The organism is Nocardiopsis sp. YSL2 (genome assembly GCF_030555055.1).
Taxonomy (GTDB): Bacteria; Actinomycetota; Actinomycetes; order Streptosporangiales; family Streptosporangiaceae; genus Nocardiopsis.
The window spans coordinates 3,622,553-3,647,825 of the sequence record NZ_JAMOAO010000001.1; the positions used below are offsets into that span (position 1 = coordinate 3,622,553).

The following is a 25,273-nucleotide window of genomic DNA, read 5'->3' on the forward strand; positions in this document are numbered from 1 at the left end:
TTGGGGGAGGGGTCGTCTTTTGACGGTTCCTCCCCTTTTTTGTGTCTGGGTTCGTGCGTTTGTGAACGGCGAGGTCGACCAAAGGCCCCAGCGGGCGTATCGCCAGGGCCTTCACCGTCGTAGCGTTGTCAGTCGAAGAGCTCTGCAGTTGAGGTCGCTGTGATGGCACGGTCGAACCAGGTGTCGAGCTGGTCGAGGTCGTCGCAGGCGTTGATCCGTGAGCGTTCGTGTTCGCTCACGGGGATGCCCCGCCGCTCCAACAGTCGCAGGAGCGCGTCATGCGTGGCCAGGAGTCGGCCTTCTTCACGGCCTTCTTCACGGCCTACTTCACGGCCTTCCGCGCGGCCTTGGCCGACGTACTTGCGGGCGAAGTCGCTCTGCCACTCGTAGGTGCCGGTCGCCATGAGTTCCTCCCACATGAGCCGAGCCGACTCGCTGAGCTTCGACTCGATGAAGTCATTGTAGATAAGACGTGTGTGATCGGGCAGTGGATCGAGCGCCGCCTCCGCCGCCTTGAGGACGGCAGGATCGTCACCATGCGCGGCGGCAGACAGTACGGCCAGTTCGGGAAGAGCCTGAGCTCGCTCGATGTCGTCGATGACCGGTGTGTTGCTCGGCCCCATCACGGCGGGCGCCAGAGCGGTCCCGCCGGCCTCGAAGCGGATGGGTTCGCGGGCCCACCGCTCGGTACTGCTGTCCGGGCAGACCACCATGAGTCGGACCGGGCAGCGGATGATCTCCCAGACGGTGGCTACGTACAGGGGCCAGGAGTAGGGCTTGTCCGGATCCTTCTTGTGCTGGACCTCCGCGATGATGGCCATCTGTTTGGCTCCGTGCTCGTCGTAGAGGACGACGACGCTGTCCGACTTGAAGGGGACGGGTTTGAGCTTGGTGTGATCGGTGCAACCCAACTCGACCCGGGCGTAGTCCGGGACAGGGAAGCCGATGGTGTCGCGGAGCATGACCGGAGCCAGCTCCGGGTTGTTCTGGAACAGCCGCACCTTGAGTTCGTGATCGAAACCGGGCATAGCTGAACGCTACAGAGAGTCAGCGTCCCGTGTCGGAGAACGAGAAAATCGGCCCTCCGAAGCGAGGAAGGTCTCTCCCGCTCCAGGCCGCCCCGGGCCGGGTGCACGGACCGGGGCGGGGGTCAGCGGTGTGCGGCGGCGGTCCTGGCCTCCAGCGCGAGGAAGAACTTCTTGCGCTCCAGCCCGCCGGCGTAGCCCGTCAGGGTGCCGTCCGCCCCGATCACGCGATGGCAGGGCACGATGATGCTGATCGGGTTGCGGCCGTTGGCCATGCCCACCGCGCGCGAGGCGGTCGGTCGGCCCAGCTCCTCGGCGAGCTGGCCGTAGCTGGAGGTCTCCCCGTACGGGATCGTCGTCAACCCGGCCCACACCCGCAGCTGCCACGGAGTGCCCGCCGGGGCCAGGGGTAGGTCGAAGGTGGTCAGCTCACCCGCGAAGTAGGCGTCCAACTGGCGCACCGCCTCGCGGAAGGGTGCGGGGTCCGGCACCCAGCCCTCGGGGACCGGTTTCGGCACGCCGTCCTTGGCGGGGGTCGTCACGCCGCAGAGGGCCTCTCCGTCGCCGTACAGGGTCAGTTCACCGACGGGGGAGTCCATGACGGTGTAGCGCGTGGGCCCCGGGAGCGGGGCCCGGAACTCCTCCACCGCGATCCTGCGGGGAGCCGACCGCTCGATCGCCATGTCCAGTGGGAGTGCGTCCTGTTCGATGCTCATACCGGTCCCCTTCGTCTGATGCGAGTCTGTCGTGTTCGGCGCCGTGGTCGCCGGCCCCCGTGTCATCCCGCGCTCCGGGCGTGGCCCACCGGGGTGCCGTTCACCGGGGCGTGGTCGGCCGGGGCGTCGGCCAGGGACGCCCACAGCAGATGGTTGGCGTAGGAGCGCCACGGGCTCCAGTCGAGGGCGGCTCGGGCAGCCGCCCCCGGAGTGGCCGTGCGGCCCTGGGCCTCCAGCGCGAGCCTGACGCCCAGGTCGCCGTGCAGGAACACGTCCGGGTCGCCGAGACCGCGCATCCGGATGTAGCCCGCGGTCCAGGGTCCGATACCCCGGAGCCCGAGGAGCGCCCGTTCGGTCTCCTCCCGATCGCATCCCGGTCCCAGGTCGACCTTGCCGACCACGACCGCCTCGGCCAGGCCGACCAGGGCGCGCCCGCGGGCGACCGGGATCGACAGGGCGGCGGGATCGGCCTCGGCCAGGGTCTCCGCTGAGGGGAACACGTGGGTCAGTCCGCTGCCGGAAACCGCCAGGCACGGGGGCAGAGGCCGGCCGAAGCGTTCGACCAGGCGGCCCGCGAGCGTACGGGCGGCGGGCACGGACACCTGTTGGCCGAGCACGGCGCGCACGCCCAGCTCCGCCGGGTCGACGTGTCCCGGGGACCGCAGGCCCGGTCGGGCCCGGGCCATGGGTCCCAGGAGCGGGTCCGCGCCCAGGACCTCCCGTACCGCCGCGGGGTCCGCGTCGAGGTCGAGGAGTTGGCGGCAGCGGCGCACGGCGCTGGACAGGTCGCGGGGCTCGGTCAGGCGGAGGCGGCAGAGCACGTGGCCCTCGCCCTCCGACAGCTCCACCAGGCCCGGGCCGTGGGGCAACGGCAGTGTCCGCCGGTACACCCACCGGGAGGAGCGGCCGCCCCGCGTCGGTGATGCGGTCGCGTCGGACCCGGCGCCCACGCCCCCGGCCTCGACGAACTCCTCGACGCCGGGAACGGCCCTGGCTCCCAGGAAGGCCAGCATCGAGCCGAGTTCGATGGGTGCCCGGTAGGGCAGGCGGAGCGTGATCGCACCGGTCGGAGCCACGGAGGTGGCGCGGTGTCCCGCTTCGCGCATCTGCGTGGGAGAGCGGTCGAACACCGCGCGCATCGTCTCGTTGAACTGGCGCACGCTGGCGAAGCCGGCCGCGAAGGCCACGTCCGTCATCGGCATGTCCGTGGTCTCGACCAGGATCCTGGCCGTCTGGGCGCGCTCGGTGCGAGCCAGGGCCAGCGGGCCGGCGCCGACCTCGGCCGCGAGCAGCCGGTTGAGCTGGCGCTCGCTGTAGCCGACGGCCGCGGCGAGGCCGCTGACGCCGCCCCGGTCGACGGCGCCGTCCTGGATGAGCCGCATCGCGCGGCCGACGACGTCGGCTCGGATGTTCCACTGCGGTGAGCCCGGTGTGAGGTCGGGGCGGCACCGCTTGCAGGCGCGGAAACCGGCCTCCTGCGCCGCGGCCGCGGACGGGAAGAACCGCGTGTTCACCCGCTTGGGGGTGACCGCGGGGCAGCTCGGGCGGCAGTAGATGCCCGTGGTCCGCACAGCGGTGTAGAACACTCCGTCGAAGCGGGCGTCACGGCTGTGTACGGCGCGGTAGCGCTGGTCGTCGTCCATCACGGGACCTATGTTCGCCGACGCCGGCCACCGGTGCTGGCGGTTTTCGGACATGGTGTCCGAGGGGCGGCGGGGCGGTCGGACGGCGGTCCTGAGGGCGTCAGCCTTCCGACCGGTCCGGGGCCTCGGATGCGTCCCCGTCACCGTTCCGTTCGTCGCCGGCGTCTTCTTCACCGCCGTGCTCACGCAGGTAGTCGATGTAGACGGGGCGCAGGGCCTCGTGCACCTTCGGGTCGGACTCGGCGGACAGGGCCTCGTACAGGAAGCCGGAGGCCTGGGCGATGCTCGCCCTGCTGCCCTCCTCGTTGCCCGCCGCCGCCTCGGCGGCCGGGATCATCCGCAACAGCCGCCAGAAGAACCGCACGTCCCAGCGCTTGCGCGCCAGCTCGGCGGCGCGTTCCCGTAGGTCCTCTGTACTGGTCTGGTCGAAATCGGTGCTGTTTTCCCCCATGGTCGGAAGATACCCGCACCCGTGCCCGCCATCCCCCAGTGACCTGCGTTACGCTGCTGACGAGTTCATCATCTCCGCCCCGTCCGACCGGCGGCGCTCTCACAAGGAGCTCGGGAGGCCGGGGAAACGCACTGAGGGGTTTCGCCATGTCAAAGGGTGCCGCACGGGTCGTCGTCGCCAAACCGGGCCTGGACGGGCATGACCGCGGGGTCAAGATCGTGGCCCGTGTGCTGCGCGACGCGGGTGTGGAGGTCATCTACACCGGTCTGCGGCAGACCCCGGAGATGATCGTCGCCGCCGCGCTGCAGGAGGACGCCGACGCGATCGGGCTGTCGGTGCTGTCCGGGGCGCACATGACCATGTTCGGCCGGGTCATGGAGCTGCTGCGGGAGAACGACGCCACGGACATCCGGGTGTTCGGCGGGGGCATCATCCCCGATGCCGACATCGAGGAGCTCGAACGCATGGGTGTCGCCCGCGTCTTCACGCCGGGAGCACCGACCTCGGAGATCGCCGACTGGGTGCGCGAGAACATCCGCCCGGCCCACGCCGCCTGAGCCCGGTTCGGCGTTCGCACAGTTCACCGCGGTGCTGTCGCCGCAGTGAGACCGGCCAGGGCGCCCGGTCCGCCCGTGACGTTCGTCGCACCCACCGACAGGCGCATCGTGGGGCGAATCGGGCTTTTGCCCTGTTATGGATCGTGTCTCTGGTCACACGAATTCCCATCCGAGGGCGCCTGGGATGCCGCGTGAGCGGCTTTCGGAGCCGGATCGGCGGGGGCAACACGCCCCCGGTGTCCGGCGGCCGGATCGCGGGCGACTAAGCTTTGCGCATGTCGCGGGTGGCAACGCCGCGGCGATCTCGATCTCTGTAGACGGCTCAGCCCAGTGGGCTGCGCGTTGTGTGACACCTACTCAGAACGTCACCGCCGATCCGGACGAGGCCACCCCGGTAGACATCCTGAGCCAGCGAGTTACAAGGACGGACCCTCGTGGACCTGTTCGAATACCAGGCGAAGCAACTCTTCGCAGAGTACGGGGTTCCCGTACCCCAGGGAAAGGTGGCGAGCACGGCCGCTGAGGCACGTGCCATCGCTGATGAGTTCGCCGCCGCCGGAAAGCCCCGAGTCGTCGTCAAGGCGCAGGTCAAGACGGGCGGTCGCGGTAAGGCCGGCGGTGTGAAGGTGGCCGACGGCCCCGAGGACGCGCAGGCCAAGGCCGAGCAGATCCTCGGCATGGACATCAAGGGCCACACGGTCCACCGTGTCCTGGTCGAAGAGGCCTCCGACATCGCGGAGGAGTACTACTTCTCCTTCCTGCTGGACCGGGCCAACCGCACCTTCCTGTCGATCTGCTCCGCCGAGGGCGGTGTCGAGATCGAGGAGGTCGCGGTCACCAACCCCGAGGCGGTCGCCAAGGTCGCCGTCGACCCGCTGACCGGCGCCCCCAAGGACGTCGCCGCGGAGATCGTCAAGGCGGGCAAGCTGCCGCAGGCCGCCGCCGAGGGCGCGGCCGAGCTCATCACGAAGCTGTGGGACGCCTTCGTCGGCAAGGACGCCACGCTCGTCGAGGTCAACCCCCTCATCCTCACCAAGGACGGCCGCGTCGTCGCGCTCGACGGCAAGGTCACGCTGGACGAGAACGCCGAGTTCCGCCAGGACCTGGAGAGCCTCACCTTCGCGGAGGAGGGCGACCCGCTGGAGGTTCAGGCCAAGGCCAAGGGTCTGAACTACGTGAAGCTCGACGGTGAGGTCGGGATCATCGGCAACGGCGCGGGCCTGGTCATGTCCACGCTGGACGTGGTCGCCTACGCGGGTGAGAACCACGGCGGGGTCAAGCCCGCCAACTTCCTGGACATCGGCGGAGGCGCCTCGGCCGAGGTGATGGCCAACGGTCTGGACATCATCCTGGGCGACCCGGCGGTCAAGAGCGTGTTCGTGAACGTGTTCGGCGGCATCACCGCGTGCGACGCGGTGGCCAACGGCATCGTGCAGGCGCTGGAGCTGCTGGAGTCGCGCGGCGACGACGTCTCCAAGCCGCTCGTCGTGCGCCTGGACGGCAACAACGCCGAACTGGGCCGCCGGATCCTGACCGAGCGCGCCCATCCCGCGGTGCGACAGGTGGACACGATGGACGGCGCCGCCGCACAGGCCGCCGAGCTCGCGGCGAAGTAGGGGACTGACACACCATGGCTATCTTCCTGAACAAGGACAGCAAGGTGCTGGTCCAGGGCATGACCGGCTCTGAGGGCACCAAGCACACCCGCCGCATGCTCGCCTCGGGCACCAGCATCGTGGGCGGGGTCAACCCGCGCAAGGCCGGCCAGAAGGTCGACTTCGACGGCACCGAGGTCCCGGTCTTCGGATCGGTGGCCGAGGGCATGGCCGCCACCGGCGCCGACGTCACGGTCATCTTCGTGCCGCCCAAGTTCTGCAAGGACGCGGTGTTCGAGGCCATCGACGCCGGGATCGGCCTGGCGGTGGTGATCACCGAGGGCATTCCGGTGCACGACACCGCGGCGTTCTGGGCGCACGCCCAGGCCAAGGGCAATAAGACGCGGATCATCGGTCCGAACTGCCCGGGTCTGATCACGCCGGGCCAGTCCAACGCGGGCATCATCCCGGCCGACATCACCAAGCCGGGCCGGATCGGTCTGGTGTCGAAGTCGGGCACGCTGACGTACCAGATGATGTACGAGCTGCGCGACATCGGTTTCTCCTCGGCGGTGGGTATCGGCGGGGACCCGATCATCGGGACCACGCACATCGATGCTCTGGCGGCGTTCGAGGCGGACCCGGACACCGATGTGATCGTGATGATCGGTGAGATCGGTGGTGACGCGGAGGAGCGCGCGGCGGAGTTCGTCAAGGCGAACGTGACCAAGCCCGTGGTGGGGTACGTGGCGGGGTTCACCGCTCCCGAGGGCAAGACGATGGGTCACGCGGGGGCGATCGTGTCGGGTTCCTCGGGTACGGCCGCGGCGAAGAAGGAGGCCCTGGAGGCCGCCGGAGTCAAGGTCGGCAAGACCCCGAGTGAGACGGCGAAGCTGGTGCGCGACCTCTTCTAGGGACCCGCGCCGGACCCGCTGGGTCCGTTCACTCACACGGCTCCGCCCCGCTGGCCTCCCGGTCGGTGGGGCGGAGCCGTGTCGTGTGTCCTCAGTCCTCGATCCCGTCCCGACCGCCCGGGCGGCCACGGCCCATCCGGCGGCGGTGCCGGCGGTGGCGTCCGACGCCCGGACCGATCACGAGCATGCAGAACAAGCCGAGGAAGACCAGGAATCCCGTGACGTTGCCCGAGACCAGCGTCGGCAGCCCCCACACGAAGAACAGGAACCCGCCCCAGGCGATCAGGCCGCCCATGTTCCCCCCGTGTCCGGCGCGGTCGGGCCGCCTGTCCCCGGTGCCGTGCTCGACCGGGGCCTGATGGCGGGGGCCGGGTACCGCGGGGGCTGTTCCGGTGTGGGGCGCGCTGATCGCGCCTGGTCGCAGGCGTAGCGGTAGGTCCTCGAAGAGCGGCACGAGCTCGGTGTTGGTGACCGCGTGCAGTACCGCGTCGGACCGGTTCTCGTGCTCGTCGAAGTCCAGCCGCCCCTCCGCCAGGGCCGTGCGCAGGTGGACGAGCGCCTCGTCGCGCTCGTCGTCGGAGAGGCGGTACGAGTGGTCGGGTCCGGGACCTGCCATGCGTCATCCAATCGAGCAGGAGTGTTCATGGTATGACGCGTGCCACGGCGAGCCGGTTCCGGGCGCCGGGACACGACACGCGCGGCCGGGATGCCACGGAGCATTCCGGTGCCTGGCAGCATAAGTCGGGTGAGTACGCCAGGATCTCCCCCCGACCGCGGCCGCGCCCCGGAGCGGACCCGCCCCACCAGTGACACCGTCCCCGGCGGGTCGCGGCCGATCTACGCGACCGGTGGGATCGCCGCGGCGACCGCGGCGGGCAGCGGACTGGCCGTGATCGTCACGCTGACGATCATCGGCTGGGTGGCCGCACCCCACGCCTCCTTCGGTGAGGAGATCGTCGACCTCCTCCAGGGCGCCGTCCTGGCCTGGCTGGTCGGGCACCACGTGTCCTTCGCGATCCCGGACGGCCAGATCGGGCTCCTTCCGCTCGGCCTGGTCCTGCTCCCGGGGCTGCTGCTGTACCGTTCGGGCCGCTGGCTGGCCCGCGCCTGCGAGATCGCCCGGCTGCGGCACGTGTACCGGGCCGCCCTGGCCATCGCGGGCCCCTACGCGGCCATCGCGGGCACCCTGGCGCTGGTGGCCCGCACCGAGGCCATCGAACCCAGCATGCCGCGCGCGCTGGTCATGGGCTTCGTGATCGCGTTCCTGGCGGGCGGGCTCGGCGCGCTGCGCCAGCTGATGCGCGACAAGGGCGTGCCCGTCCGCGACCTGTTGGCGCTGATGCCGGCCCGTTCGCGCTCGCTCCTGGTGGGCATGCTCGCCTCCACCTCCGGCCTGCTCCTCGGCGGGCTCCTGCTGTTCGTGGTCGCGCTCGCCGTGAGCCTGCCCGAGGTCGTCGAGACCACCCGCCTGCTGTCTCCGGGGGTCGTGGGCGGGGCGCTCCTGATCGTCATCCAACTGGCGTACCTGCCCAACGCCGTGGTGTTCGCCGTCTGCTACGCGCTCGGCCCGGGGTTCGCGGTGGGGGAGCTGACCGTGGTCGCCCCGACGGGGGTGTCGGTGGGGCAGCTGCCCCTGTTCCCGATGCTGGCGGCCCTTCCGGACAACGGGGCGGCTCCGGCGGTGTCCCTGGTGTCGCTGGCCCTGCCGTTCGTGGCGGGCGGGATCGGGGGCGTGCTGACCCAGCGCAGCGCCCCGGACGTGGTCCGGGAGGCCGCGCCGCTGTGGGGGTTCGTGTGCGGTGTGACGACGGGGCTGCTGTGCGCGGCGCTGGCCGAACTGGCCGGCGGGTCGCTCGGTGCGCAGCGCCTCACCCAGGTGGGCCCGTCGGCGTGGCAGGTCGGTCTCGTCGCCGCGCTGGAGGTGGGGGTGGCCGCCGCGATCGCCGCGTGGATCGCCAACTGGTGGTACTCGCGCCGTCTGCTCCTGTCGGCTCCGGTGCCCGAGGGCCCGACCGCCGCGGAGCGCGAGCGCCCGGAGGCCGACCTGCCCGCCGACGTCCCGGTCGGCGAGGGGCTGGCCACGGTCACGCCGCTGCGGACCCGCGAGGAGGAGTCGCCCGCCGAGCCGAAGCGTGCCGAGCCGACGCTCGCCGAACGCCACGCCCAGGCGAGCAGCGCGCGCGAGCAGGCGCGAGCGGACCGGGCCGCCGAACGCGCGGCCCGTGCCGAGGCCCGCCGGGAGTTGCGAGCCGCCCGCAAGGAGGCCAGGCGCCAGGCGAAGCTCGAGGCCGGGGGCGCGTCCGGGCGAGAAAGGTCGCGTTGGTGGCGGCGGAAGAAGGACGCCGAGGAGGAGATGTACGGGATCACCTATGAGGCGGCTGCGGACGAGGTGGACACCCCCAGGACCTGATCCTCGACGGCCGTCAGGGGCCGCGCCCGTAGGTCGGGGCCCACCGTACGGGCGCGGGGCCGCGGGACGCCGAGCCGCCGACCGGTCCGGATGGGCCCGCCGGCGCGTGCGCGGCGCTGCTCCGGTCCCTGTGGCTCGGTGGCGGGTGCGGCTGACACGCAGGTCACGGCCTGATCGCTGTCGGCGAACAACCGGGCGGGAAGAAAACTCGGCTCCTTTTTATTGAGTCTGTTTGACTCAACTAGGAGGATTCATGAGTGAGACTTCCGCCAGCGTGACCTTCCCGGTGCTGCCCCTCGACGACGACGTCGTCCTCCCGGGCATGGTCGTGCCGGTCGACATGTCCAACTCCGACGTTCGCGCGGCCGTGGAGGCCGCTCAGGCGGTCGCGAGCTCGGGCGACTCCGCCAAGGGGCCCGAGGTCCTGATCGTGCCGCGCGTCGACGGCTCCTACGCCGCCATGGGCACCGTCGGCGTGGTCGAGCAGGTGGGCCGCACCCCCGACGGCAAGCCGGCCGCCGTGCTGCGCGGCACCGCGCGGGCCAGTGTCGGCAGCGGTACCACCGGGCCGGGCGCCGCCCTGTGGGTCCTGGCCACCGTCCACCGCGATCCCAAGGACCAGCCGGGCCGCGTCCAGGAGGCGGCCCGCGAGTACAAGGCACTGCTCACCACCTACCTGCACAAGCGCGGCGCCTGGCAGGTGCTGGACGGCGTACAGCAGGTCAGCGACCCCGGCCTGCTCGCCGACCGGGGCGGGTACTCCCCCTTCCTGACCGTCGAGCGCAAGCTCGAACTCCTCCACACGCACGATGTCCTGGAGCGCCTGCACCTGCTCAGCGAGTGGACCCGGGAGCACCTCGCCGAGCTCGACGTCGCCGAGACCATCGACCGCGACGTCGAGGAGGGTGTGGAGAAGCAGCAGCGTGAGTTCCTGCTGCGCCGGCAGATGGAGGCGATCCGCAAGGAGCTCAACGAGCTCGACGGCCGCTCCTCCAGTGAGGAGGACGACTACCGTGTGCGCGTGGAGGGGGCCGACCTGCCCGAGCACGTCCGTGAGGCCGCGCTGGCCGAGGTGGACAAGCTGGAGCGGGCCGGGGACTCCTCTCCCGAGTCCGGGTGGATCCGCACCTGGCTGGACACGGTCCTGGGGATGCCCTGGAACGAGCGCACCGAGGACGCCTACGACATCGCCGGGGCGCGCGAGGTCCTGGACGCCGACCACACCGGACTGGACGACGTCAAGGAGCGGATCACCGAGTACCTGGCGGTCCGCAAGCGACGCGCGGACCAGGGGCTGGGCGTGGTCGGCGGGCGCCGCAGCGGTGCGGTGCTCGCGCTGGTCGGACCGCCCGGGGTCGGCAAGACCTCGCTGGGCGAGTCGGTGGCCCGCGCCATGGGCCGGAGCTTCACCCGGGTCGCGCTCGGCGGTGTCCGTGACGAGGCGGAGATCCGCGGGCACCGGCGCACCTACGTGGGCGCCCTTCCCGGCCGTATCGTCCGGGCGGTCAAGGAGTCCGGGTCGATGAACCCGGTCGTCCTGCTCGACGAGATCGACAAGGTGGGCTCCGACTTCCGCGGCGACCCGACGGCGGCGCTGCTGGAGGTGCTCGACCCCGCCCAGAACCACACGTTCCGCGACCACTACCTGGAGGTCGACCTCGATCTGTCCGACGTGGTGTTCCTGGCCACGGCCAACGCCCTGGACACGATCCCCGGGCCGCTGCTGGACCGGATGGAACTGGTGGAGCTGGACGGCTACACCGAGGACGAGAAGGTCGCGATCGCCCGTGACCACCTCCTGCGCAGGCAGGTCGAGCGTGCCGGGCTGGTCACCGCCGGGGGCGATCCGGAGGTGGAGATCACCGACGACGCCCTGCGCACGCTCGCCGCGGAGTACACGCGCGAGGCCGGGGTGCGCGGCCTGGAGCGCACGATCGCCCGCATCCTGCGCAAGATCGCCGCGGCGGCGGCCCTGGGCGAGGTGTCACCGCCGGTCAGGGTGGACACCGGCGACCTGAGCGGCTACCTGGGACGGCCCCGGCACACGCCGGAGACGGCGGGCCGTACGTCGGTGCCGGGCGTGGCGACCGGTCTGGCGGTGACCGGGGCCGGCGGTGACGTCCTGTTCGTCGAGGCGTCGCTGGCCGATCCGGAGTCGGGGGCGAGCGGATTGACGATCACCGGCCAGCTCGGCGACGTCATGCGCGAGTCGGCGCAGATCGCCCTGTCCTACCTGCGGGCCCGGGGCGCCGAACTGGAGCTGCCGGTCGGCGACCTCAAGGAGCGCGGCGTCCACCTGCACGTTCCGGCGGGCGCGGTGCCCAAGGACGGGCCGAGCGCGGGTATCACGATGACGACGGCCCTGGCGTCGCTGCTGTCGGGGCGTGCGGCCCGCGCGGACGTGGCGATGACGGGCGAGGTGTCCCTGACCGGCCGGGTGCTGCCGATCGGCGGCGTCAAGCAGAAGCTGCTGGCGGCGCACCGGGCGGGGGTCACCACGGTGCTCATTCCCGAGCGCAACGAGCCGGACCTGGACGACGTGCCCGAGGAGGTGCTGGGGCAGCTGACCGTGCACGCGGTGAGCGACGTACGCCAGGTGCTGGAGCTGGCGCTGGAGGCGCCCCAGCGGGTGGCGGGCGGGGTGCCCACCGCCGTCTGAGCCGCACGGAACCGCCCCCGGCGGCCCTCCTCGGGCCGCCGGGGGCGGTGCGTCGTCCTGAGGCCGCGGCGCGGGCGTCAGGCCTCCGCCGCCGCCTTCTTCGCCGGTTCGAAGATCGAGTTGACCAGGTCCGTGCACCACTTGAGGAGTTCGAGGTCGCGGAGCGGCTTGGCGCCCATGCCCCCCGCCTTGGGGACGGGGACCAGCAGCGTCTTGGCCGCCTCCTTGCGGATCGACTTGGGGTACATCCGGCGCAGCCGCAGTTCCTGCGACTCGCGCAGTTCCACCGGGGCGAACCGGATCTGGTTGCCCTGCATGACCACGTCGGACAGTCCGGCCGACTTGGCCAGCACCCGGAAGCGCGCGACCGCCATGAGGTTGTCGACCGGCTGCGGAGGCGTCCCGTACCGGTCGTTGAGCTCCTCGTAGGCGGCCAGCACGTCCTCCTCGCGGTTCACACTCGCGATCCGCTTGTAGGCCTGCAGGCGCAGCCGCTCCCCGGGGACGTAGTCGTGCGGGATGTGGGCGTTGATCGGCAGCTCGACCTTGGTCTCGACCTCCTCGGCGGCCTCCGGGTCGCCCTTGAGCTCGGCCACGGCCTCGCCGACCATGCGCACGTACAGGTCGAAGCCCACGCCGGCGATGGTGCCGGACTGTTCCGCGCCCAGGATGTTGCCCGCGCCGCGGATCTCCAGGTCCTTCATCGCCACGTACATGCCCGCGCCCATCTCGGTGTGCTGGGCGACGGTGGCCAGCCGCTCGTAGGCGGTCTCGGTGAGCGGCTTCTCCGGCGGGTAGAGGAAGTACGCGTAGGCGCGGTCGCGGCCGCGGCCCACCCGGCCGCGCAGCTGGTGCAGTTGGGAGAGGCCGTAGGTGTCGGCGCGGTCGATGATGAGGGTGTTGGCGTTGGGCACGTCCAGGCCGGACTCGACGATGGTCGTGGAGACCAGGACGTCGTAGTTCTTCTCCCAGAAGTCGACCATCACCCGTTCGAGCTGCTGCTCGTTCATCTGGCCGTGCGCGTAGGCGACCCGGGCCTCGGGGACCAGGCGCTTGATGGCGGCGGCCACCTTGTCGATCGACGCCACCCGGTTGTGCACGAAGAACACCTGGCCCTCGCGCATCAGCTCGCGGCGGATCGCCGCGGTGATCTGCTTGTCCTCGTAGGGCCCCACGAACGTGAGCACCGGGTGGCGCTCCTCCGGCGGGGTGAGGATCGTGGTCATCTCGCGGATGCCCGTCAGGCCCATCTCCAGGGTGCGGGGGATGGGTGTGGCGGACATGGCGAGGACGTCGACCTGGGTGCGCAGCCGCTTGAGCGCTTCTTTGTGCTCCACTCCGAAGCGCTGTTCCTCGTCGATGATGATGAGGCCCAGGTCCTTGAAACGGGTCTCGGCCGACAGCAGCCGGTGCGTGCCGATGACCACGTCGATCTCGCCGTTGCGCAGCCCCTCGCGGGTGGCCTCCACCTCGGCGTCGGTCTGGAACCGCGACATCGGCCGGACGGTGACGGGGAAGGACGCGTACCGCTCGGTGAACGTGGACAGGTGCTGCTGCACCAGGAGGGTGGTGGGGACCAGGAGCGCGACCTGCTTGCCGTCCTGCACCGCCTTGAACGCGGCGCGCACGGCCACCTCGGTCTTGCCGTAGCCGACGTCGCCGCAGATCAGTCGGTCCATGGGGACCGACCGCGCCATGTCCTTCTTGACCTCGTCGATGGCCGCGAGCTGGTCGGGCGTCTCGACGTAGGGGAAGGCGTCCTCCAGTTCGTGCTGCCACGGGGTGTCGGGCCCGAACGCGTGGCCGGGCGAGGCCTGGCGTGCGGAGTAGAGCCGGATGAGGTCCCCGGCGATCTCCCGGACGACCTTGCGGGCGCGGCTCTTGGCCTTGCTCCACTCGGCGCCGCCCATCTTGGACAGGGTCGGCGCCTCGCCGCCCACGTACCGGGTGACCTCGCCGAGCTGCTCGGTGGGCACGAACAGCCGGTCGCCGGGCTGGCCGCGCTTGGAGGGCGCGTACTCGATGAGCAGGTACTCGCGCGTGGCTCCCTGGACCTGGCGGCTGACCATCTCCAGGTAGCGGCCCACGCCGTGCTGCTCGTGGACGACGTAGTCGCCGGGCTTGAGCTGGAGGGGGTCGACGGTGCCCCGGCGCCGGCTGGGCATCCGGCGCATGTCGCGGGTGGAGGACTTCTGGCCCACCAGGTCCGTCTCGGTGAGCACCACCGTGTGGACCGAGCGGAGCAGGAAGCCGTGGTCGACCAGGCCGGTGGTGACCGTGGCGACGGCGGGTTCGGGCGGTGCGTCGAGGTCGGTGGCCAGGGAGGCCCCCAGTCCGGCGTCGCGGAGCATGGCCACGAGCCGTTCGGCCGGCCCGTGCCCCTGGGTGACCAGCACGACGCTCCAGCTGTCGTGCAGCCAGCTCTTGACGTCGGCCAGGGCGCGTTCGGTGTCCCCGCGGTAGGACTCGGCGGGCACGGCGCCGACCACGACCGCGTCCTCCTCCTCGCCGGGGCCGCGTGAGCCCTCGTCGCCGGGGCTGAAGGGGGTCAGGCCCCACCAGGGCAGGCCCAGCCCCGTCGCCGTGGAGCGCAGTTCGGAGATCGACATGTAGGCGGACTCGCCCAGGTCGATGGGGGCCTCGCCGCCGGAGGCGGCGTTGATCCACGAGGCGTCGAGGAACTCGGCGCTGGTCGCCTCCAGTTCGACGGCGCGGGTGCGGATCCGCTCGGGGTCGCAGCCCAGGACGAGAGCGTTCTCGGGCAGGTAGGTGAAGAACGGCTCCATGCGGTCGGCGAGAACCGGGGCGAAGGCCTCCATGCCCTCGACCGAGACGCCGTCGGCGATCTTGTGCAGCACCTCGGCCAGGGACGGGTGTTCCTCGGCCAGCGCGCGGGCCCGCTCGCGCACGGTGTCGGTGAGCAGGAGCTCGCGGCAGGGGGGCGCGAACAGGCCGGAGGCGGCACTGGTGCGCTGGTGCTCGCCGCCCTCGTCGGGGGAGATGGAGCGCTGGTCGGCGACCTGGAAGTAGCGCATGTCCTCGACGGTGTCGCCCCAGAACTCCAGGCGGAGCGGGTGCTCCTCCGTGGGCGGGAACACGTCCAGGATGCCGCCGCGCACGGCCATGTCGCCGCGCTTCTCGACCAGGTCCACCCGCGCGTAGCCGGTGTTGGCCAGGGCGGAGACCACGTCCTCCAGGGCGATCTCGTCGCCCGGTCGGATGCGGACGGGCTCCAGGTCCCCGAGTCCGCCCACGAGCGGCTGTAGGACGCTGCGCACGGGAGCGACGACGACCCGCAGGGGGGTGGTGAGGGGGTCGGCGGGGTCGGGGTGGGCCAGGCGGCGCAGGACCGCGAGCCGCTGGCCGACGGTGTCCGATCGGGGGGAGAGCCGCTCGTGCGGCAGGGTCTCCCAGGCGGGGAAGAGCGCGACCGAGTCCTGGGGCAGGAGTGAGCCCAGGGCGTCGGTGAGGTCGGCGGCCTCCCGCTCGGTGGCGGTGATGGCCAGGACCGGGCGGTTCGCTCCCACCGGGGCGTCGGCGGCCAGCGCCCCCACCATGAAGGGGCGTAGCGCCGCTGGGGCGACGAGGTCGAGATGGGGATCGCGGCCGCCGCGGGCGGTCTCGATCGCGCTGTGCAGTGCCGGGTCCTTGGCGACGTCGGCGAGAAGTCCAATGAGGCTCATGAGCACCAGAAAGTGGGAGTGGTCCGAATTCAGGCGGATGATCGCGGCCTGTCGCGGCCTGCACGGTGGAGCGGCGGCTGCGGGAGTGGCCGCCCGGCACCCTTCAGACTATCGAGTCCGCCGGGCCCGCGTCGGCAAGGTGTCGGCAAGAAAAGGCGATCCGCCGGGCGGGTGGGCACGGCCGGGTGGCCGGACGCGTCGGTGTCCCTGTTCGTCCTCCTCGTCGGCCTCGGTCGGAGCTGAGCGGCCTCGACCTGGTACAACGTCAGTAGAACCTGCTCTGAGCTGGGGGTATTCCAGCATCGGAGCCGGGTGCCGGTCACGGGAGGGGGCTGCGCTGGAGGCGTCGGTTGAGGGTGGCCCGTGTTTCCGCGGAGCGGCCCGCGGGCGGTGGTGGGTGACGTGGGAGGGGGCTGCGCTGGAGGCGTCGGTTGAGGGTGGCCCGTGTTTCCGCGGAGCGGCCCGCGGGCGGTGGTGGGTGACGTGGGAGGGGGCTGCGCTGGAGGCGTCGGTTGAGGGTGGCCCGTGTTTCCGCGGAGCGGCCCGCGGGCGGTGGTGGGTGACGGGTGGGAGCGGCATACGCTAGGGGCGTTTGGCGGGCTCCACAGAGGAAGGACGTGCGCGGTGAGTGCCAACAGGCATGGAGGCGTGGCGGAGGGGGCGCGGCCCCGGCCGGACGCCCCGGTCTTCGCCCCGGGGCCGGACGGGCTGGCCCACCTGGAGCTGATCCTCAACGGCACGTATCCGCTGACCGGTTTCATGACGCGCGACGAGGCCGCGTCGGTACGGCGTGAGGGGCGCCTCCCCGACGGGCGGGCGTGGCCGGTTCCGGTCACGCTGGACGTTCCCCCGGGTCTGGCCGACGCCGAGCGGGTCGTGCTGACCGACCCCGAGGGCGCGCCGCTGGCCGAGTTGGCGGTCAGCGAGCGGTGGTCGGAGGAGGGGGAGGAGCCCGGCGAGGCCCCGCGCCACCACCTGGCCGGTGTCGTGACGCTGCTGCGGCCGCCGACCTACGGGGTGCTGCGCAAGCTGCGCCCGTCGCCGGCCGAGGTCCGGGGCCAGCGCGAACTCGACCCCTTCACCGACCGTCCGCTGCTGGCCGTGGTCACCGACCGCCCGCTGCACCATCGCGCCCTGCACCAGATCCGGGCCGAGGCCGACGCGCTGGGCCGGGCCGAGCTGCTGATCCTGGTCGACGCCGGGCTGGAGGACGAAGGGCTGGCCACCGCGGTCCTGGCGGCCGAGCCCCTGCTGCCCGCGCGGACCCGGTTCCTGGTGTGCACGCTGCCGCGGGCCGCCGCGCGTACGCACGGCGCGGTGGGCGGCCGCTGGAGTCCCTCGGACGTGGCGCTGGCCGCGCACGTGGCCGCCGCCTACGGGGCGAGCCACCTGATGGTCGAGGCGGGCCCGGCGGGCGCCCCGGCGGCGGAGACCGGTGAGGGCCTCTCGCCGCTGCCGGTCGTGGACCCCAAGCCGTGGGCCTTCGACACCGAGGAGGGCCTGTGGCGGCCCGCCGCCGAGGTGGCCGAGGATCTCCGGCGCGGCGAGCCCACCGACGCCGAGCTGGCCGCCGAGCTGGCGCACGGGCGCGAGCTGCCCGCCTGGTTCACGCCGGCGCGGGTGGGGGCCGAGCTGGCGCGGCTGCGCCCGGCCCGCACGCGTCGCGGGCTGACGCTGCTGTTCACCGGCCTGTCGGGCTCGGGCAAGTCCACGATCGCGCGCGGGGTGTGCGACGGCGTGCGCAGGGCGGGGCGGACGGTGACGCTGCTCGACGGCGACGTGGTGCGCCGGATGCTCTCCAGCGGGCTGACCTTCTCCCGCGCGGACCGCGAGCTCAACATCCGCCGGATCGGCTACGTGGCCTCCGAGATCACCAGGCACGGCGGTGTGGCGGTGTGCGCGCCGATCGCTCCCTACGCGGTGGGCCGAGCCGAGGTGCGGGCGATGGTGGAGGAGTTCGGCGACTTCTTCCTCGTGCACGTGGCGACCCCCTTGGAGGTGTGCGAGGCTCGCGACCGCAAGGGCCTGTACGCCAAGGCGCGGGCGGGGCAGATCCCGGAGTTCACCGGTATCTCCGACCCCTACGAGGAGCCGGTCGACGCCGACCTGGTGGTCGACACGGTCGGGTCGGACCCGGCCGATTCGGTGGCCCAGGTGCTGGCGGCCCTGCGCGAGGGCGGCTGGCTGCCCGACCAGGACCACTGACCCTGGCCCGCGCCGGCGGGGCCGAGCGCCCGCCGGCGCCGACGAGTGTGCACCCACGACCGACCGGAGCAGGAAGCGAAGGCCCCGATGACCCAGACCCCACCGTCCGACGAGCGCGACCAGGAGCGGCCGCAGGGCCACCGGATCCTGCGTCTGGTCGAGGTGATGGAGACGCTGCGGCGGGAGTGCCCCTGGGACAGCTCCCAGACGCACGAGTCCCTGGCCAAGTACCTCATCCAGGAGGCCTACGAGACGCTGGAGACGATCGAGGAGGGTGATGTCGCGCTGCTGCGCGAGGAGCTGGGCGACGTGCTGTTGCAGGTCGTCTTCCACGCGGCGATCGCCGCCGAGCGGTCGGAGGACGACCCGGCGCACTTCACCGTCGACGACGTCGCCGACGCCATCGTCGACAAGATGACGCGCCGCCACCCGCACGTGTTCGGAGGGGTGGAGGTGTCGGGCACCGACGAGGTGTGGTCGAACTGGGAGGCGATCAAGGCGGCGGAGCGGTCGGCCAAGGCCCGGCGCGACGGCGGCGACGGCGCGACCTCCGTCCTGGACGGTGTGCCCTTCGCCCAGCCCGCGGTGCTGCTCGCCTACGAGCTGCAGAAGCGGGCGGTGCGCAACGGCGTTCCCGCCGATCTGGTGGGCGACGACGGCGGGGACGGCGGCGCGTTGTTCGCCGCGGTGGCCGCGGAGCGGGACCAGGGCAGGGACGCCGAGACCGACCTGCGGTCGGCGGCGCGCCGTTTCGACGCCCGGGTGCGCGCGGCCGAGGAGGCCGCGCGGGCCGAGGGGCACGAGCCGCGGGAGCTCTCCGACGAGCAGTGGCGCGCCTACTGGGCCGGTACGCGGCCCTGACCGTCCCTCCCGCCGCGGTGCCGGGGTGAGGTGACCCGTGTCCGGCCATCCGGTGCTCCGTGTCGCGGGTCTGACAGAACGCGTGGCCGGGACCGAACCCGTAGTCCGGACCGGCGCCGTTCGCGGTCAGGCGCTCCGGCCGGCCCCGCCGCCGCGGTGCACGCCGCGCACGTCGATGACCTCGGTGGCGGGGTCGCCCGGGGCCTGCCCCTCGCTGAAGGTGTCGCGGGGGCGGCGGGCGGTCTGGCTGATCGTCAGCCAGAGGCCGATGACCAGCCAGTTGGCCATGAGCGCCGACCCGCCCGCCGACAGGAACGGTGTGGTCATGCCGGTGAGCGGGATGATGAGCGTGGCGCCGCCCAGCACGATGAACACGTCGAAGGCGATGAGGAAGGCGTATCCCAGCGCGGTCAGCTTGAGGAAGACCTCCCGGGCGCCCAGGGCGATCCGGAATCCGCGTTCGGCGAGCAGGAAGAGCAGCGCCAGGACGGCGAACAGCCCGGTCAGGCCCCACTTCTCGCCCACCGACACCAGGATCAGGTCGCTGTCGGCGGCGAAGATCTCCTGGACGAAGCCGTCGCCGAAGCCGGTGCCCAGGATCCCGCCCTCGGCCAGCGCGAACATGCCTTCCACGATCTGGAAGCTGCCTCCCGGGCGGTCGTAGACCTCGGGATCGAAGGCGTCGAGCCAGATCTCCACCCGGTTCTTGACGTGGTCGAAGAGCAGGTAGGCCGCGTAGGCGCCGACCGCGAACGCGACCAGACCGATGAGGACCCAGGACTTGCGCGCGGTGGCCGCGTACAGCACCGCCAGGAACGTGCCGAACAGCAGCAGTGACGTACCCAGGTCCCGGGTGCCCACGAGCAGCAGGATCGCCACACCCCAGCCGACCGCCATGGGGGCCAGGTCCCGGGCGCGCGGCACGCTGAAGACCTTCACCCGGCCGATCCGGATCGTGCGCGTGACCACGCGCATGACTTCGCGCTGGCGCCCGAGGTAGGAGGCCAGGAAGATGACCAGCAGCACCTTGGCGAACTCCGAGGGCTGCATGGAGAAGGGGCCGACGAGGATCCAGCGGCGGGCTCCGAGCACCTCGTGGCCGATCGGCGACAGCGGGAGCAGGAGCAGGAACAGGGCGCCCGCGGCGATCAGGTACGGGTACATGGTGAGTCGGCGGGGGTGGCGGACCAGGACGACGCACGCCCCGCACAGCACCACGCCGACGACCGCCCACAGGAGTTGGCGGTCGGCCTCGCCGTGGCCGGGGTCCTCGGGCCGCGTCATCTGCAGGGCCCAGATCATGGTGACGCCCAGGCCGGTGAGCGCCATGGCCAGGGGCATGACCACGGGGTCGGCGTAGGGGGCGACGAAGCGCAGCAGCACGTGGAGGGCGGTGGCGCCGCCTCCGAGGACGGCGAGGTACCAGACCACGGAGGGGTCCAGGCCGCCGGTCACCGACAGCGACGCCGATGCCAGGGCGGCCGCGACGACCGTGAGGGCGCCGAGGAGCAGGCGGAGCTCGGAGCCGCGTTGGGGGACCGGTGCCAGGGTGCCGTCCGCGGTCTCCGGATCGCTCTGAGGGCTGCCCATGTCGTTGTCGTCCACCATCCGCCTGAGTAACCCGTCACCGGGCCCGGGGTCCGGTCCGGCTCATCGTGAGGGGCAGATCGGGTTCAACTGTAGGCGCGGCGGTGTCAGATCGGTGTCAGGCGTGCCGCGGAGCACCGCCGTCGGCGTGGCGGGGCGGCCCCGCCCGGATCCCTCACAGGCGCGCCACTGACCGTGCGGCAAGTAACTTACCGGTCGGTTGGTTGGGGATACACTGCGGCCACGGGAACCACGAGGACGGGAGTGGTGGGCGTGCCGAGGCCGCAGAGCGACACCAAGGCGGAGATCCGGAGCGTGGCCCTGGAGCTGTTCGCTCGACAGGGCTTCGAGAAGACGAGTCTGCGTGAGATCGCCGAGCGCCTGGGCGTGACCAAGGCGGCGCTCTACTACCACTACCCCTCCAAGAAGGACCTGCTGGTGGCCCTGGTCACTCCGCTGCGCGAGGACATGGACGCGCTCGTCGCGGGTTTCGGCGACGGGCCCGTCGAGCCGTCCCTGGTCTTCGGCGCCTACTTCGACGTCTGCGTGCGGCACAGCGGCCTGCTGCCGGCGGTGCTCGCGGATCTGGGGGCCCTGGGACAGATCGGACTCATGGACTCGTTCCTGCGGTGGCGCGACCGCCTGGACGCGCTGCTCGTGGGGCGGGACGCCCCCATGCCCGCGCGGATGGGCGCCGTCATGGCCCTCGGGGGGCTGCAGGACATCGCGGTCGTGCTCGACGCCGAGACGGCCGCGGCCTACCGGGGCCGCGCCGTGCGTGTCGCGCTCGCCGCGCTGGAGGCGGGGGCCTCCGGTATGGACTAGACCAATTCGACGGGGTGGGCACCCCACGTCGGACCGCAGGGTCGCTAGTCTCTTGGATGGTCCTGGATCTGTGGACCGAACACCCCTAGAGACGGAGAGACACCGTGGCGTCCATCGAGTCAGTACACGCAAGGGAGATCCTTGACTCCCGCGGTAACCCGACCGTCGAGGTCGAGGTCGTCCTCGACGACGGCATCAGCGCTGTCGCGGGTGTGCCCAGCGGCGCCTCCACCGGCCAGTTCGAGGCCGTCGAACTGCGTGACGGCGGCGACCGTTACGGGGGCAAGGGCGTGACCAAGGCGGTCACCGCCGTCAACGACGAGATCGCCGACGAGTTGCTCGGGCACAACCCCGACGAGCAGCGGCTCATCGACCGCGCGCTGATCGACCTGGACGGCACGCCCGACAAGTCCCGCATCGGCGCCAACGCCATCCTCGGCGCGTCCCTGGCCGTGGCCAAGGCCGCCGCGCTGGAGGCCGAGCTGCCCCTGTACCGCTACATGGGCGGCCCCAACGCCCACGTGCTGCCCGTCCCGATGATGAACATCCTCAACGGCGGCGCGCACGCGGACAGCAACGTCGACATCCAGGAGTTCATGGTCGCGCCCATCGGCGCGGCCACCTTCTCCGAGGCGCTGCGCTGGGGCACGGAGGTCTACCACGCCCTCAAGGGTGTTCTCAAGGCGCACGGCCTGGGCACCGGCGTCGGCGACGAGGGCGGTTTCGCGCCCAACCTGGACAGCAACCGGGCCGCCCTGGACCTGATCGTCGAGGCCATCGAGAAGGCCGGCTACACCCCGGGCACCGACATCGCGCTCGCCCTGGACGTGGCCGCCAGCGAGCTGTTCTCGGAGGGCGTCTACACCTTCGAGGGCAAGACGCGCTCGGCCGAGGACATGGCCGCCTACTACGCCGAGCTGGTCGAGTCCTACCCGCTGGTCTCCATCGAGGACCCCCTCGACGAGGAGGACTGGGACGGCTGGAAGAAGCTCACCGAGCAGATCGGCGACAAGGTGCAGCTGGTCGGCGACGACCTGTTCGTCACCAACCCCGAGCGCCTCAAGCGCGGCATCGACTCCGACACCGGCAACTCGCTCCTGGTCAAGGTCAACCAGATCGGCACCCTCAGCGAGACCCTGGACGCGGTCAGCCTCGCCCAGCGCAGCGGCTACACCGTCATGATCAGCCACCGGTCCGGCGAGACCGAGGACACGACCATCGCCGACATCGCGGTGGCCACCAACGCCGGACAGATCAAGACGGGTGCCCCGGCGCGCAGCGAGCGCGTCGCCAAGTACAACCGGCTCCTGGGGATCGAGGAGGAGCTCGACGACGCCGCCGTGTACGCGGGCGTGTCGGCCTTCCCGCGCTTCACCGCGCGCGGCTAGTCTGCCCCAGTGCCCCGCGAATCCAAACAGCCACCCACAAAGGCCCGGAAGGCGACCAAAGCCGACAGGCCGGGCCGTGCTGCGCGGAAGCGGGGGGCCGCAGGCCCGGGTGTGGGCCGCACCTCACGGGTGCGGCCCACCCTCACCAGCCGGGCCGCGATCCTGGCCCTGGTGGTCTGTGTGATCGCGCTGAGTCTGGCCTACCCGCTGCGGGAGTACATCCTGCAGCGCGCCCAGATCGCCCAGCTCCAGGAGGAACGGGCGCGCATGGAGGACTCCGTGAGCGAGCTGCGCGAGCGCGAGGCGGCCCTGGGCGATGACGAGTACGTCGAGCAGGAGGCCCGGACCCGCCTGCACTACCAGTACCCGGACGAGACCGCCTACATCGTCATCCGCCCGGGCTCGGACGCCGACGCCCACGCCGAGGCGGCTCCCACCGAGCCGTGGTTCACCGCGCTGTGGCGCTCGGTCGCCGGGGCGGACAGCCCCAGCGAAGAGAACCTGTCGGTGACCCGGCCGTAGCCGGTGGGTGCGCGGAGCGCGCCGGACCGGCGATGGTGGGTGACGGGTGTGGGGTGTGCGCCGGAGGTGTCGGTTGAGGGTGGTAGCCGGTGGGTGCGCGGAGCGCCTCGGACCGGCGATGGTGGGTGACGGGTGTGGGGTGTGCGCCGGAGGTGTCGGTTGAGGGTGGTAGCCGGTGGGTGCGCGGAGCGCCTCGGACCGGCGATGGTGGGTGACGGGTGTGGGGTGTGCGCCGGAGGTGTCGGTTGAGGGTGGTAGCCGGTGGGTGCGCGGAGCGCCTCGGACCGGCGATGGTGGGTGACGGGCGTGGGGTGTGCGCCGGAGGTGTCGGTTGAGGGTGGTAGCCGGTGGGTGCGCGGAGCGCCCCGGACCGGCGATGGTGGGTGACGGGCGGGCATATCCTGGGTGCGCCATGACTTCCGCAGATCAGCCCGTTCCGGGGCACAACGACGACGCCCCCCGCGCCAGTGGCGGGGCCGCCGACGGCCAGGTCTCCGACCGCGACGTCGCCGCCATCGAACTCCAACTCGGACGCACTCCGCGCGGTGTGCGGGGGATCGCCCACCGGTGCCCCTGCGGACTGCCCGATGTGGTGCGTACCGCGCCGCGTCTGGAAAGCGGTGAGCCCTTCCCGACGCTGTACTACCTGACGTGCCCGCGCGCCGCGTCGGCGATCGGCCGGATGGAGAACGAGGGCCGGATGCGGCGCATGCAGGAGCGCCTGGAGGAGGAACCCGACCTGCGGGCCGCCTACACCAAGGCGCACGAGTCCTACATCGCCGAGCGGTCCGAACAGGCGCGGATCGACGGTGTCGAACCGCTGCCCGAGGGCATGCAGAGCACCGGGGGCATGCCGACCAGGGTCAAGTGCCTGCACGCGCTGGTCGCCCACGAGCTCGCCGCGCCGGGGACCAATCCCTTCGGCGCCGAGGCGTTGGAGGAACTCCCGCACTGGTGGGACAAGGGCGCGTGCGTGTGCGTCGACGAGGACGCCCGTGAGGGCGACGAAGGGAACGGGTCATGAGCGGTGTCGCGGCGATCGACTGCGGAACCAACTCGATCAGGCTGCTGATCGCCGATGTGGTCCATGTGGGCGACGACGAGGTCCAGGTGGTCGACCTCGACCGCCGTATGGAGGTCGTGCGCCTGGGCGAGGGCGTCGACGAGACCGGGTCGTTCGCGCCCCAGGCCCTGGAGCGCACCTTCGAGGCGCTGCGCGGCTACGCCGAGGAGATCCGGGCCCACGGCATCGAGCCGGGACCGGACACGGTCCGCATGGTCGCCACCAGCGCCACGCGGGACGCCGCCAACCGGCAGGTGTTCATCGACGGGGTGCGCGAGATCATCGGGGTGGAGCCCGAGGTGGTCACGGGCCTGGACGAGGCGGAGCTGTCCTTCGTGGGCGCGACCGCCGAGTTCGCGGTCGAGGCGGCCGAGGGCGGCGACAGCGGCCTGACCCCGCCCTTCCTCGTGGTGGACATCGGCGGCGGGTCCACCGAGTTCGTCCTGGGCGGCGGCTCAGGCGAGGAGGACGCACTGGTCCGCGCGTCCCTGTCGGTCGACGTGGGCTGTGTGCGGATGACCGAGCGCCACCTGCGGGACGACCCGCCCACCGCCGAGCAGATCGCGGCGGCCACGGCGGACATCGACGCCGCGCTCGACCAGGTCGAGAAGGTGGTGCCGCTGCGCGAGGCGGGTTCGGTGGTGTGCGTCGCGGGCACCGCGACCACGGTCGCCGGGATGGCGCTGGAGCTGCCCGAGTACGACCCCGAGCGGATCCACCACGCCGACGTGGGCGTCGGCGACCTGACCCGGATCACCGAGGAACTGCTCAAGTCCACCTCGGCCGAGCGGGCGGAGATCGGCGTCATGCACCCGGGCCGGGTGGACGTGATCGCCGCGGGCGCGCTGGTGCTCTCCCGTGTGCTCGACCGCACGGGGGCCGACCGCTTCACCGCCAGTGAGCACGACATCCTCGACGGTGTCGCCTGGAGCCTCATCGTGTAGTCGGGCTAGGGGCTTTCGGGCCTCGCAGCAAGGACTCACGGGTGAGACGCGTCACCGCGGAACACCCTTGTGAAAGCTTTCACAACCCCTCTGACCTGCGAATATGTCGTTCAGGTTAAGGGGAAAGTGGTGCGAAGGTGATCAGATGTGAACCTTCTCTGTCGGCGGGGGCTTGTGAAAGAATGCACAAGCAGGCGCCGCAGAGTCGCGGTCACCCACCGCGGC

General features: G+C 71.8%; 19 protein-coding genes. 12 read left to right on the top strand and 7 right to left on the bottom strand.

Annotated features, from left to right (window positions below):
- Window positions 1-128 precede the first annotated feature (128 nt).
- The 4 genes from M1P99_RS16185 to M1P99_RS16200 form a co-directional block, all read right to left on the bottom strand.
- On the bottom strand, window positions 129-1,028 hold the full coding sequence (locus tag M1P99_RS16185) for a hypothetical protein (protein WP_304453454.1): 900 nt from the start codon (window positions 1,026-1,028) through the stop codon (window positions 129-131).
- Window positions 1,029-1,150: 122 nt separating this feature from the next.
- Complete coding sequence (locus M1P99_RS16190) at window positions 1,151-1,741, bottom strand: methylated-DNA--[protein]-cysteine S-methyltransferase (RefSeq protein ID WP_304453455.1); 591 nt, start codon at window positions 1,739-1,741, stop codon at window positions 1,151-1,153.
- Window positions 1,742-1,803: 62 nt separating this feature from the next.
- On the bottom strand, window positions 1,804-3,384 hold the full coding sequence (locus M1P99_RS16195) for a DNA-3-methyladenine glycosylase 2 family protein (protein ID WP_304453456.1): 1,581 nt from the start codon (window positions 3,382-3,384) through the stop codon (window positions 1,804-1,806).
- A gap of 100 nt (window positions 3,385-3,484) precedes the next feature.
- On the bottom strand, window positions 3,485-3,835 hold the full coding sequence (locus tag M1P99_RS16200) for a hypothetical protein (RefSeq protein ID WP_304453457.1): 351 nt from the start codon (window positions 3,833-3,835) through the stop codon (window positions 3,485-3,487).
- A gap of 146 nt (window positions 3,836-3,981) precedes the next feature.
- On the opposite strand from M1P99_RS16200, the gene M1P99_RS16205 reads away from it, so the two are divergent.
- The 3 genes from M1P99_RS16205 (at window position 3,982) to sucD (ending at window position 6,901) form a co-directional block, all read left to right on the top strand.
- Window positions 3,982-4,392 (top strand): cobalamin B12-binding domain-containing protein, encoded by a 411-nt coding sequence (locus M1P99_RS16205; protein ID WP_121187922.1) that lies wholly within the window; start codon window positions 3,982-3,984, stop codon window positions 4,390-4,392.
- 434 nt (window positions 4,393-4,826) lie between these two features.
- A complete protein-coding gene (sucC, locus tag M1P99_RS16210; protein WP_304453458.1) occupies window positions 4,827-6,008 on the top strand; it encodes an ADP-forming succinate--CoA ligase subunit beta in 1,182 nt (393 codons plus the stop codon).
- Window positions 6,009-6,022: 14 nt separating this feature from the next.
- The gene (sucD, locus tag M1P99_RS16215) at window positions 6,023-6,901 is read left to right on the top strand and encodes a succinate--CoA ligase subunit alpha (RefSeq protein WP_304453459.1); all 879 of its coding nucleotides are present in this window, start codon (window positions 6,023-6,025) and stop codon (window positions 6,899-6,901) included.
- A gap of 91 nt (window positions 6,902-6,992) precedes the next feature.
- Here the strand turns inward: sucD and M1P99_RS16220 are convergent, their stop codons facing one another.
- Window positions 6,993-7,517, bottom strand: a complete 525-nt coding sequence (locus tag M1P99_RS16220; protein WP_304453460.1) for a DUF1707 domain-containing protein — start codon at window positions 7,515-7,517, stop codon at window positions 6,993-6,995.
- Between the two features lie 237 nt (window positions 7,518-7,754).
- Here M1P99_RS16220 and M1P99_RS16225 point away from each other — a divergent pair, with 237 nt between their 5' ends.
- Window positions 7,755-9,311 carry a DUF6350 family protein gene (locus tag M1P99_RS16225; protein WP_304455714.1) on the top strand — a complete coding sequence of 519 codons (1,557 nt, stop codon included), beginning with the start codon at window positions 7,755-7,757 and terminating at the stop codon, window positions 9,309-9,311.
- 253 nt (window positions 9,312-9,564) lie between these two features.
- Entirely contained in the window at window positions 9,565-11,970 is a 2,406-nt protein-coding gene (gene lon / locus M1P99_RS16230; RefSeq protein WP_304453461.1) for an endopeptidase La, read from the top strand.
- Between the two features lie 77 nt (window positions 11,971-12,047).
- Here lon and mfd read toward each other — a convergent pair whose 3' ends face one another.
- On the bottom strand, window positions 12,048-15,653 hold the full coding sequence (mfd, locus tag M1P99_RS16235) for a transcription-repair coupling factor (RefSeq protein ID WP_304453462.1): 3,606 nt from the start codon (window positions 15,651-15,653) through the stop codon (window positions 12,048-12,050).
- Between the two features lie 648 nt (window positions 15,654-16,301).
- Between mfd and cysC the strand changes: the two genes are divergently transcribed.
- Both cysC and M1P99_RS16245 read left to right on the top strand, forming a co-directional pair.
- Complete coding sequence (cysC, locus tag M1P99_RS16240) at window positions 16,302-17,858, top strand: adenylyl-sulfate kinase (protein WP_304455715.1); 1,557 nt, start codon at window positions 16,302-16,304, stop codon at window positions 17,856-17,858.
- Window positions 17,859-17,945: 87 nt separating this feature from the next.
- A complete protein-coding gene (locus M1P99_RS16245; RefSeq protein WP_304453463.1) occupies window positions 17,946-18,719 on the top strand; it encodes a MazG family protein in 774 nt (257 codons plus the stop codon).
- A gap of 126 nt (window positions 18,720-18,845) precedes the next feature.
- Here M1P99_RS16245 and M1P99_RS16250 read toward each other — a convergent pair whose 3' ends face one another.
- Window positions 18,846-20,309, bottom strand: coding sequence for an FtsW/RodA/SpoVE family cell cycle protein (locus tag M1P99_RS16250; RefSeq protein ID WP_304455716.1), 1,464 nt, complete (start codon window positions 20,307-20,309; stop codon window positions 18,846-18,848).
- A 270-nt stretch (window positions 20,310-20,579) separates the two neighbouring features.
- Between M1P99_RS16250 and M1P99_RS16255 the strand changes: the two genes are divergently transcribed.
- From M1P99_RS16255 to M1P99_RS16275, 5 genes are all read left to right on the top strand, one after another.
- The gene (locus M1P99_RS16255) at window positions 20,580-21,131 is read left to right on the top strand and encodes a TetR/AcrR family transcriptional regulator (RefSeq protein WP_304453464.1); all 552 of its coding nucleotides are present in this window, start codon (window positions 20,580-20,582) and stop codon (window positions 21,129-21,131) included.
- A 104-nt stretch (window positions 21,132-21,235) separates the two neighbouring features.
- Window positions 21,236-22,519, top strand: a complete 1,284-nt coding sequence (eno, locus tag M1P99_RS16260; protein WP_304453465.1) for a phosphopyruvate hydratase — start codon at window positions 21,236-21,238, stop codon at window positions 22,517-22,519.
- A gap of 111 nt (window positions 22,520-22,630) precedes the next feature.
- Complete coding sequence (locus M1P99_RS16265; protein WP_304453466.1) at window positions 22,631-23,041, top strand: septum formation initiator family protein; 411 nt, start codon at window positions 22,631-22,633, stop codon at window positions 23,039-23,041.
- A 412-nt stretch (window positions 23,042-23,453) separates the two neighbouring features.
- Complete coding sequence (locus M1P99_RS16270; protein WP_304453467.1) at window positions 23,454-24,065, top strand: DUF501 domain-containing protein; 612 nt, start codon at window positions 23,454-23,456, stop codon at window positions 24,063-24,065.
- A complete protein-coding gene (locus tag M1P99_RS16275; protein WP_304453468.1) occupies window positions 24,062-25,048 on the top strand; it encodes a Ppx/GppA phosphatase family protein in 987 nt (328 codons plus the stop codon). Before M1P99_RS16270 ends, M1P99_RS16275 begins: the two co-directional genes overlap by 4 nt.
- The last annotated feature ends 225 nt before the right edge of the window (window positions 25,049-25,273 follow it).

Bases quoted from the DNA above. Each gene is read 5' to 3' on its own strand.
- M1P99_RS16185 (WP_304453454.1), bottom strand. From the start codon at position 1,028: ATGCCCGGTTTCGATCACGAACTCAAGGTGCGGCTGTTCCAGAACAAC.
- M1P99_RS16190 (WP_304453455.1), bottom strand. From the start codon at position 1,741: ATGAGCATCGAACAGGACGCACTCCCACTGGACATGGCGATCGAGCGG.
- M1P99_RS16195 (WP_304453456.1), bottom strand. From the start codon at position 3,384: ATGGACGACGACCAGCGCTACCGCGCCGTACACAGCCGTGACGCCCGC.
- M1P99_RS16200 (WP_304453457.1), bottom strand. From the start codon at position 3,835: ATGGGGGAAAACAGCACCGATTTCGACCAGACCAGTACAGAGGACCTA.
- M1P99_RS16205 (WP_121187922.1), top strand. From the start codon at position 3,982: ATGTCAAAGGGTGCCGCACGGGTCGTCGTCGCCAAACCGGGCCTGGAC.
- sucD (WP_304453459.1), top strand. From the start codon at position 6,023: ATGGCTATCTTCCTGAACAAGGACAGCAAGGTGCTGGTCCAGGGCATG.
- M1P99_RS16220 (WP_304453460.1), bottom strand. From the start codon at position 7,517: ATGGCAGGTCCCGGACCCGACCACTCGTACCGCCTCTCCGACGACGAG.
- lon (WP_304453461.1), top strand. From the start codon at position 9,565: ATGAGTGAGACTTCCGCCAGCGTGACCTTCCCGGTGCTGCCCCTCGAC.
- mfd (WP_304453462.1), bottom strand. From the start codon at position 15,653: ATGAGCCTCATTGGACTTCTCGCCGACGTCGCCAAGGACCCGGCACTG.
- M1P99_RS16245 (WP_304453463.1), top strand. From the start codon at position 17,946: ATGACCCAGACCCCACCGTCCGACGAGCGCGACCAGGAGCGGCCGCAG.
- M1P99_RS16250 (WP_304455716.1), bottom strand. From the start codon at position 20,309: ATGGGCAGCCCTCAGAGCGATCCGGAGACCGCGGACGGCACCCTGGCA.
- M1P99_RS16270 (WP_304453467.1), top strand. From the start codon at position 23,454: ATGACTTCCGCAGATCAGCCCGTTCCGGGGCACAACGACGACGCCCCC.
- M1P99_RS16275 (WP_304453468.1), top strand. From the start codon at position 24,062: ATGAGCGGTGTCGCGGCGATCGACTGCGGAACCAACTCGATCAGGCTG.